This is a genomic window from Streptomyces sp. NPDC059398 (assembly GCF_042751845.1).
Taxonomy (GTDB): Bacteria; Actinomycetota; Actinomycetes; order Streptomycetales; family Streptomycetaceae; genus Streptomyces.
In genome coordinates this window covers 40,312-47,142 of the sequence record NZ_JBHYWP010000065.1, presented here as the reverse complement: position 1 = coordinate 47,142, position 6,831 = coordinate 40,312, and the positions used below count along the sequence as shown (strand labels likewise).

Annotated in this window: 6 protein-coding genes; 1 reads left to right on the top strand and 5 read right to left on the bottom strand. The window is 69.5% G+C overall.

Going from position 1 to position 6,831, the window contains the following annotated elements; all coding sequences use genetic code 11:
- Nucleotides 1–150: 150 nt before the first annotated feature.
- Together ACFXBC_RS22350 and ACFXBC_RS22345 are read right to left on the bottom strand one after the other, a co-directional pair.
- Nucleotides 151–2,664 (bottom strand): MFS transporter, encoded by a 2,514-nt coding sequence (locus tag ACFXBC_RS22350; RefSeq protein ID WP_385027059.1) that lies wholly within the window; start codon nt 2,662–2,664, stop codon nt 151–153.
- 104 nt (nt 2,665–2,768) lie between these two features.
- Nucleotides 2,769–3,311, bottom strand: coding sequence for a MarR family winged helix-turn-helix transcriptional regulator (locus ACFXBC_RS22345; protein WP_385027056.1), 543 nt, complete (start codon nt 3,309–3,311; stop codon nt 2,769–2,771).
- 223 nt (nt 3,312–3,534) lie between these two features.
- On the opposite strand from ACFXBC_RS22345, the gene ACFXBC_RS22340 reads away from it, so the two are divergent.
- Nucleotides 3,535–3,756, top strand: a complete 222-nt coding sequence (locus ACFXBC_RS22340) for a hypothetical protein (RefSeq protein ID WP_385027053.1) — start codon at nt 3,535–3,537, stop codon at nt 3,754–3,756.
- 108 nt (nt 3,757–3,864) lie between these two features.
- Here ACFXBC_RS22340 and ACFXBC_RS22335 read toward each other — a convergent pair whose 3' ends face one another.
- From ACFXBC_RS22335 to ACFXBC_RS22325, 3 genes are all read right to left on the bottom strand, one after another.
- On the bottom strand, nt 3,865–4,692 hold the full coding sequence (locus ACFXBC_RS22335) for a hypothetical protein (RefSeq protein WP_385027050.1): 828 nt from the start codon (nt 4,690–4,692) through the stop codon (nt 3,865–3,867).
- A 107-nt stretch (nt 4,693–4,799) separates the two neighbouring features.
- Nucleotides 4,800–5,654, bottom strand: coding sequence for an RNA polymerase sigma factor SigF (locus ACFXBC_RS22330; protein ID WP_385027047.1), 855 nt, complete (start codon nt 5,652–5,654; stop codon nt 4,800–4,802).
- A 211-nt stretch (nt 5,655–5,865) separates the two neighbouring features.
- Nucleotides 5,866–6,687, bottom strand: a complete 822-nt coding sequence (locus ACFXBC_RS22325; protein WP_385027065.1) for an RNA polymerase sigma factor SigF — start codon at nt 6,685–6,687, stop codon at nt 5,866–5,868.
- Between the last annotated feature and the right edge of the window lie 144 nt (nt 6,688–6,831).

Here is a 6,831-nt window from a genome sequence, read left to right as displayed (position 1 = left end):
GCCAGACCCCTTTCTCTCCCCATCAAAAATGGGGGCCCGGGGGGGTGGGGGCGGGCCGCCCCCGGCCCCCCACCACCGCGTCCGGGGCTTGACGGGGCCCGGCCGGGCCCGCCCCCTACGCGCCCCGCATCCGCTGGGGCAGCCTGGTGACTACTCGCCCGGGTGGGCCAGTTCGATGTCGTGTCCGTCGATGCCGTTGCCCGCGACCGTCAACGAGCCCGCGACCGGCGGGTAACCCGTCGCGATGACCGTGTACTCGCCCGAGTTGAGGTCGGCGAATCCGTAGGCGCCGTCGGTCCCGGTGGTCGCCGTGGCCACCACGTTGCCCGCGGCGTCCACGAGCGTCACCCGGGCGTCGGGCAGCGGGCGCCGGTCGGATCCACCGCGTACGACACCCTGGACCAGCGAACCGGACTCCAGCGCGACCTCGATACGGGTCACGCCCTGGCCGCCGACGTCCACCGGCAGGGCCATCGGCCGGAAGCCGGCCGCGTTCACCGCGACGGTCACCGAGCCGGGGATCATCTCGCCGAAGGTGAAGTCGCCCTGCGCACCGGACTTGCCGGTGGCCAGCACATCGCCGCGCACATCGGTGACGACGACCATCGCGCCCTCGACGGCCTTGCCGCCGTCCGCGGACTTCACGGAACCGACGAGTCCGCTCGTACCGGAGAGGAGGATGTCGTACGACAGTGCCTCGTCCCCGACGGTCACGGTGGAGGCCTGCGGCTGGAAGCCGTCGGCCGACGCGATCAGGACGTACGAGCCGGAGCTCGGCGCGTCCACGGCGTAACCGCCGTCGCCCTGTGCCACCGCGCGGCCCAGCTGGCGCCCGGCCAGCGAGATCAGCGTGACGGCCGCCTGGCCGACGGGTGCGCCCTCGGCGCCCCTGACGACACCGTGGATCGTGATACCTGGGGTGGGAACGGACTGCATCGGCATCGTCTCCTCAGTGGTCGGGACACTCGTGGGGGGAGTGGCGTGGTCCGGCACGTGGCCGGCCGGAACGGCGTTGGTATCAACAGTCTCCGCCATCGCCGCCGGTACGGCGTCGGCGGGTGCTTCCTGCTCGGGCGCACCCACGGCACGGGTCCGCAGCGGGACCTCCTTGATGAAGAGCGTCACCAGGAAGGCGAGCAGCGCACACGCGGCCGCGTACAGGAAGACGTTCGCGACGCCGTGTCCGTACGCGCTCTCCATGATGGAGCGCAGCGGCTGCGGCAGGGCACTGATGTTGGGAACCGATCCGTCGCCCATGCCCTTTCCGGCCAGTGCGGCGCCCTTCGGGCCGAGGTCGTGCAGACCGTCGGTGACGAAGTGCGTGACCCGGTTGGCGAGCACCGCGCCCAGCGCCGAGACGCCGACCGCACCACCGAGGGAGCGGAAGAACGAGACGGTGGACGAGGCCGAGCCGAGGTCCTTCTGGGAGACCTGGTTCTGGGTGCAGAGCACCAGGTTCTGCATCATCATGCCGATGCCGAGACCCATCAGGGCCATGAAGATCGCCACGTGCCAGTACGTCGTGTCGTACCGGATGGTGGAGAGCAGGCCGAGCCCGGCGGTCACCAGCACACCACCGCTGACCAGCCAGATCTTCCACTTGCCTGTCCGGGTGATGAACTGTCCCGAGATGGTCGACGAGATGAACAGACCACCGATCATCGGGATCGTCATCACACCGGACATCGTCGGCGACTTGCCGCGCGCCAGCTGGAAGTACTGGCTGAAGAAGACGGTGCCGGAGAACATCGCGACACCGACGAACAGCGAGCCGATGGAGGCGAGGGTGATCGTCGGGTTGCGGAAGAGCCGCAGCGGGATGATCGGCTCGCTCGCCTTGGACTCGACGAGGACGAAGAGCAGCCCCAGGACGACGGAACCGCCGACCATGGCGCCCGTCTGCCAGGACATCCAGTCGTACTTGTCACCGGCGAAGGTGATCCAGACCATCAGCAGGGAGACGGCGGCGGCGATGAAGAACGCGCCGCTCCAGTCGACCTTGACCTCGCGCTTGATGACCGGGAGCTTCAGGGTCTTCTGCAGAACGATCAGCGCGATGATCGCGAAGGGCACCCCGACGTAGAAGCACCAGCGCCAGCCGAGCCAGCTGGTGTCCGTGATGACACCGCCGAGCAGCGGTCCCGCGACGGTCGCGACTGCGAAGGTCGCACCGAGGTAGCCGCTGTACCGGCCCCGCTCGCGCGGGGAGATCATCGCGGCCATCACGATCTGCGCGAGGGCGGAGAGACCGCCGACGCCGATGCCCTGGACGACCCGGAAGATGATCAGCGTCGACGAGTTCTGCGAGAGACCGGCGGCGGCCGAGCCCAGGACGTAGATGACCAGGGCTATCTGGACGAGCAGTTTCTTGCTGAACAGGTCGGAGAGCTTGCCCCAGAGCGGGGTGGTCGCCGTCATGGCCAGCAGGGACGCGGTGACGACCCAGGTGTACGAGGACTGGCTGCCGTGCAGATCGGAGACGATCTTCGGCAGCGCGTTGGTGACGATCGTCGACGAAAGGATCGCGACGAACATACCGAGCAGCAGGCCCGAGAGGGCCTCCATGATCTGCCGGTGTGTCATCGGGGCGCCGCTGTCGGGGGCGGGATGGCCCCCGTGCTTGGCGTGGCCGCCCCGCACACCGGCCGGTGTGGTCGTAGCCATGGAATTCCTTGTCTCTACTGACGCGGTCGATACGCGGGTCTGCGCGGATCCACGCGGTCTGTGCTGATCTCTGCGGGTTGATGCGGTGATGCGGTGGTGCGGGTCTATGCGGATGTACGGGTCTGCTCGCGCTCCCCGGAGGGCTCCCCGGACCGCTGTCCGGCGAGCTGCTCCGCGTGCTGCTCGGAGTGGTGTCCCGAGTGCTGTCCGGTCCAGACCCGGCAGTCGCCGAAGCTGGCACGCAGCCGTTCCAGCAGCGAGTTGAGCTGTCCGACTTCGTCGTCGGACCAGTCGCTGAGCGTGCGAGCGAGCGATTCGATGTGGCGCTCGGCGAGCACGCCGAGCATGTCGTCGCCTGCGGGGGTGAGCCGCAGGATGCGGGAGCGCTTGTCGGCGGGGTCCGGGGACCGCTCGATCCAGCCACGCTCCGCGACGTGGGCCACATGCCGGCTGGTGACCGACATGTCCACGGCGAGCAGTTCGGCGAGTCTGCTCATCCGCATCTCGCCGTGCCGGTCCAGAAGGGACAGCACGGCGGCTGATCCGGTCGGGCACTCCGGCGGGAGGATGCGGGAGAGACCGCGTTTGACGGCGCCGAAGGCGGTCAGCTGCCTGGCCAGTTCTTCGTACTGACTCTGCGCTGCCACGGGCACCTCCCTGTGGGCTGTCTGTGAGCACTCTATGTTGTTGCTTCAGGCAACTTTAAAGCCGTTGGTTGCTGCAGGCAAATTAAATGGAGCAAGGAAGGGTAAAGGGAAGCCAAAATGTTTGCATGTGTAAGGTCAATGCGGTGACGGAAGGGTGTTCGAAAGGTGTCGCCCTCCGCCCGGGGGTTGGGCGGGACCGCAGGGTTCGCTAGGGTCCTGCCTCATGGCACACAACCCCCAAGCGCCCCAAGGCCCCGAGGGCACCAACGACCCCGCGGGCAGCACCCAGATGTTCCGCGCCTTCGTCGACGAGGGCGCACCGCAGGGCGCGTCCCGCCCCGCGGCCGTTCCGCAGCAGCAGTCGGGCCCGAGGGTCGGCGTGATCGTCGGGGTCATCGTCGTGATCGTGGTGCTGGCCGCCGTCGCGTTCCTCGCGCTGGGCTGACCGTCCCGGCCCGCCGTCCCGCTCCCCTTTTTCTGCGTTTTCTGCTTTCTGCGCGGTTTCCGCGTTTTCCGCCGGCCCGGGCGCGTACGGACTCCGTGCCGCCCGCGGTCACTTCCAGCTGACGGAGACCTTCCGGGTCTCTATGTGCATCCCCAGCGGCACCCGCCAGTCGTCCACGCACACGGTGTACGTCTTCGACCTGGCCGCACCGGCGGCGATCGGCCCCGGCAGCGGCTGGGCCGAGGTCCGGGTCGCCCAGTCCACTCCGAGCCCGCCGATGATGTGCGTCGAGAAAGTGACCGTGCCCGAAGCGACCGGTGAGCCACCGGTGTTGCTGAAGCGCACGGTCACTTTCTCGCACCAGCGCTTGTCCGTCGTGGCCCGGTCAGGGGCGCCGACCTTGAGTACCGCGGGCCCTGCCGGAGGGGCGGGCGAGGTGCTGCCGGTTCCGCCGCTGTTTCCACCGCCACCGGTTCCGCCGGGTGTGTGCGAAGCGCCGCCGCCGGACTCGGGCGGGGTGGAGGTGCTGCCGCCGGTGGTGCCGGAAGGGGCGGAGCCGCCCGGGGTCCGCGCGCCGCCCGACGGCCCGCTGCCGCCGGACGCTCCTGTGCCGCCCTGGGTGTCCGTACCGGCCGTATGCGGCGACTGATGTACGGAGTTGGCCCCGCCGGGCGCCGAGGGGCTCTGTGCGCCCTCCTGGGACGCGGCGTCAGGTGACCCGCCCTCATCATGCCCCGAAGTCGCCCCGGAGCCGTCCAGGGGCGTCAGGGTGACCTTTCCCGAGGGGGGTACGGGTGTGGTGGGCGCCTGCCCGGCGCCCGCGGCGCCGACCGCGGCGTAGCCATGGTGTGCGGTGCCGCCCGCGAAAGCGGCCACCAGGCCGCCCAGGCAGAGGGCCGTTGTGGTGGCGGCGATGGCCGCGTGCTGGCGTCGCATCGCGCCAGTGTGTCTGACGGGTCGTCAATTAGGAACCCGGCGGGGCGGGGAAGAACCGGAGGCGCCCGGGGGCGGTCATGGTCCTGCCTGTTCCCGCCGGCTTCCGGCTACTCCCCGATCAGCCCCTCCCGCAGCTGGGCCAGCGTCCGCGTCAGCAGCCGGGACACATGCATCTGGGAGATGCCGACCTCCTCGCCGATCTGTGACTGCGTCATGTTCGCGAAGAACCTCAGCATGATGATCTGCCGCTCACGCGGCGGCAGTTTGGCCAGCAGCGGCTTGAGGGACTCCCGGTACTCGACGCCTTCGAGCGCCGTGTCGTCGTAGCCGAGACGGTCCGCGAGGGACCCCTCGCCGCCGTCGTCCTCGGGGGAGGGCGAGTCGAGCGAGGACGCGGTGTACGCGTTGCCCACCGCGAGTCCGTCGACCACGTCCTCCTCCGAAACGCCCAGTGCCAGGGCGAGTTCGGGGACGGTCGGGGACCGGTCGAGCCGCTGGGCCAGCTCGTCACTGGCCTTGGTCAGGGCGAGCCTCAGCTCCTGGAGGCGGCGCGGCACCCGCACCGACCAGGAGGTGTCGCGGAAGAAGCGCTTGATCTCGCCGACGATGGTCGGCATCGCGAACGTCGGGAATTCCACGCCCCGTTCGCAGTCGAACCGGTCGATCGCCTTGATCAGGCCGATGGTGCCGACCTGGATGATGTCCTCCATCGGCTCGTTCCGGCTGCGGAACCTGGCCGCCGCGTAACGCACCAGCGGCAGGTTGAGCTCGATCAGTGTGTCCCGTACGTAGGTGCGCTCCGGGCTGTCCGGTTCCTGGGAGGCCAGCACGGCGAGCCGCAGGAAGAGGGAGCGGGACAGAGTGCGGGTGTCGATGGCGCCAGAGCTCGGCAATGCGGAGCTGCTGAGTGTCTCCGGTGCGTCTTTCGTGAGCACCTTCGAGCTGCCCTGTTCTGCGGACATGCCACCCCCTTGAGGTCGCGGACGGTCGCGGCGGACGCTCCCGTCGGAGGAACGCAGCCTCCACCTGAATACCGGAGGGTGGACTGCGGCAAACGCGGTTCCAGCAGAATGTCACATGTCGGCAACACGCTGTAGCGCCAAGTCGACAAATGTGCGCTGGAAAGAGGGGGTGTGGGGCATTTCTGCTGCGGATACGGATCACCCGTACCGGTTACGCCTCGATCCGGTTTGCGGATCGCAGCCGCGCGAAGCTTCTGGCCAGCAGCCGTGAGACATGCATCTGGGAGACGCCCAGCTCCTGGCTGATCTGCGACTGCGTCAGATTGCTGTAGTAGCGCAGCATCAGGATCCGCTGCTCCCGCTCGGGCAGCTGGACGAGCAGATGCCGGACCAGATCGCGGTGTTCGACGCCGGCCAGTGCCGGGTCCTCGTAACCGAGCCGGTCGAGCAGCCCCGGCAGCCCGTCGCCCTCCTGGGCGGCCTCCAGCGACTGCGCGTGGTAGGAGCGGCCCGCCTCGATGCAGGCCAGGACGTCGTCCTCGCTGATGCGCAGCCGCTCGGCGATCTCCGCCGTCGTGGGGGACCGGCCGTGCATCGTCGTGAGGTCCTCGGTGGCCCCGGTGACCTGGACCCAGAGTTCATGGAGCCGCCGGGGGACGTGGACGGTCCGTACGTTGTCTCGGAAGTAACGTTTGATCTCGCCGACCACGGTCGGCATCGCGAAGGTCGGGAACTGCACCCCGCGCTCCGGGTCGAACCGGTCGATGGCGTTGATCAGGCCGATGGTGCCGACCTGGACCACGTCCTCCATCGGCTCGTTGCGGCTGCGGAAGCGGGCAGCGGCGTATCTGACCAGCGGCAGATTGGCCTCGATCAGCGCCGAACGCACCCTGGTGTGCTCGGCGCTGCCCGGCTGGACCTCTTTGAGCTGCGCGAACAGCACCTGGGTCAGAGCGCGGGTGTCCGCGCCCCGGGACTTGGGCGGCGGGGTCTCCTCGACCGGGGGCGGACCGCTCCGGCCGGCGGTGTCCAGCTCCGGACCGTTCGCGTCGTCCTGGCCGGCGGTCTGGTCGGGCGGGCGGCGCCCCCCGGGCCGGGGGGCGCGGGGGGGGGGGGGTGGTGGGGGTGGGGGTTGGGGGGGGGGTGTTGGGGCGAATATGTGGGCGCCGGGCACCCC

Excerpts from the sequence above, each read along its gene's own strand:
- ACFXBC_RS22350 (WP_385027059.1), bottom strand. The coding sequence starts at position 2,664 with ATGGCTACGACCACACCGGCCGGTGTGCGGGGCGGCCACGCCAAGCAC.
- ACFXBC_RS22340 (WP_385027053.1), top strand. The coding sequence starts at position 3,535 with ATGGCACACAACCCCCAAGCGCCCCAAGGCCCCGAGGGCACCAACGAC.
- ACFXBC_RS22335 (WP_385027050.1), bottom strand. The coding sequence starts at position 4,692 with ATGCGACGCCAGCACGCGGCCATCGCCGCCACCACAACGGCCCTCTGC.
- ACFXBC_RS22330 (WP_385027047.1), bottom strand. The coding sequence starts at position 5,654 with ATGTCCGCAGAACAGGGCAGCTCGAAGGTGCTCACGAAAGACGCACCG.